The sequence below is a fragment of the Bacillus sp. V3B genome, from assembly GCF_024494465.1.
Taxonomy (GTDB): domain Bacteria; phylum Bacillota; class Bacilli; order Bacillales; family Cytobacillaceae; genus Bacillus_BD.
In genome coordinates, this window is record NZ_JAETXM010000091.1 from 1 (window position 1) to 474 (window position 474).

Sequence of the window (474 nt, forward strand, 5' to 3'; positions counted from 1 at the left end):
TAGGTTATTTCGTTATCATCTATGGTTTTTTTACTTTTTTTATTCTTAGATTTATCAGACATGGGTGGCCGTCCTTTCGGTCTATCCAGGGACTCAGCACCATCCTCCAAAAAAGCTTTCTTCCATACCGTTATCATAGGAGGATTTGTTAGCCCAAATTCCAGGGCTGTTTCGTTTACTGAAGATCCTGTTCTTTTCATAAAGCTTAATACATCCAGCTTGAATTGAACAGAATAAGTTTTATTCTGTTTTTTCCTCATTAACCCCTCAGGTCCGAACCTCTCGTAATTTTTCACCCAATTAATAATCTGCTTATGTGACTTAATTCCATGTTTTTTAGCCAACAGCTTAAATCCAAGTTGTCCTTCTTGATATTCTCTTACTACCATAAATTTAAATTTTTCACTATATTTAGCCATAAAATAAAACACCCCAAAAGTTAGATTTTTACTCTAACTTTTGGGGTGCAGTTCA

The 474-nt window shown here is 34.8% G+C and carries 1 protein-coding gene; it reads right to left on the minus strand.

Going from position 1 to position 474, the window contains the following annotated elements:
- Positions 1 to 419, minus strand: a 419-nt coding sequence (locus JMM81_RS22730; RefSeq protein WP_256243828.1) for a transposase, incomplete at its 3' end; no start/stop codon positions are given.
- Positions 420 to 474: the final 55 nt, after the last annotated feature.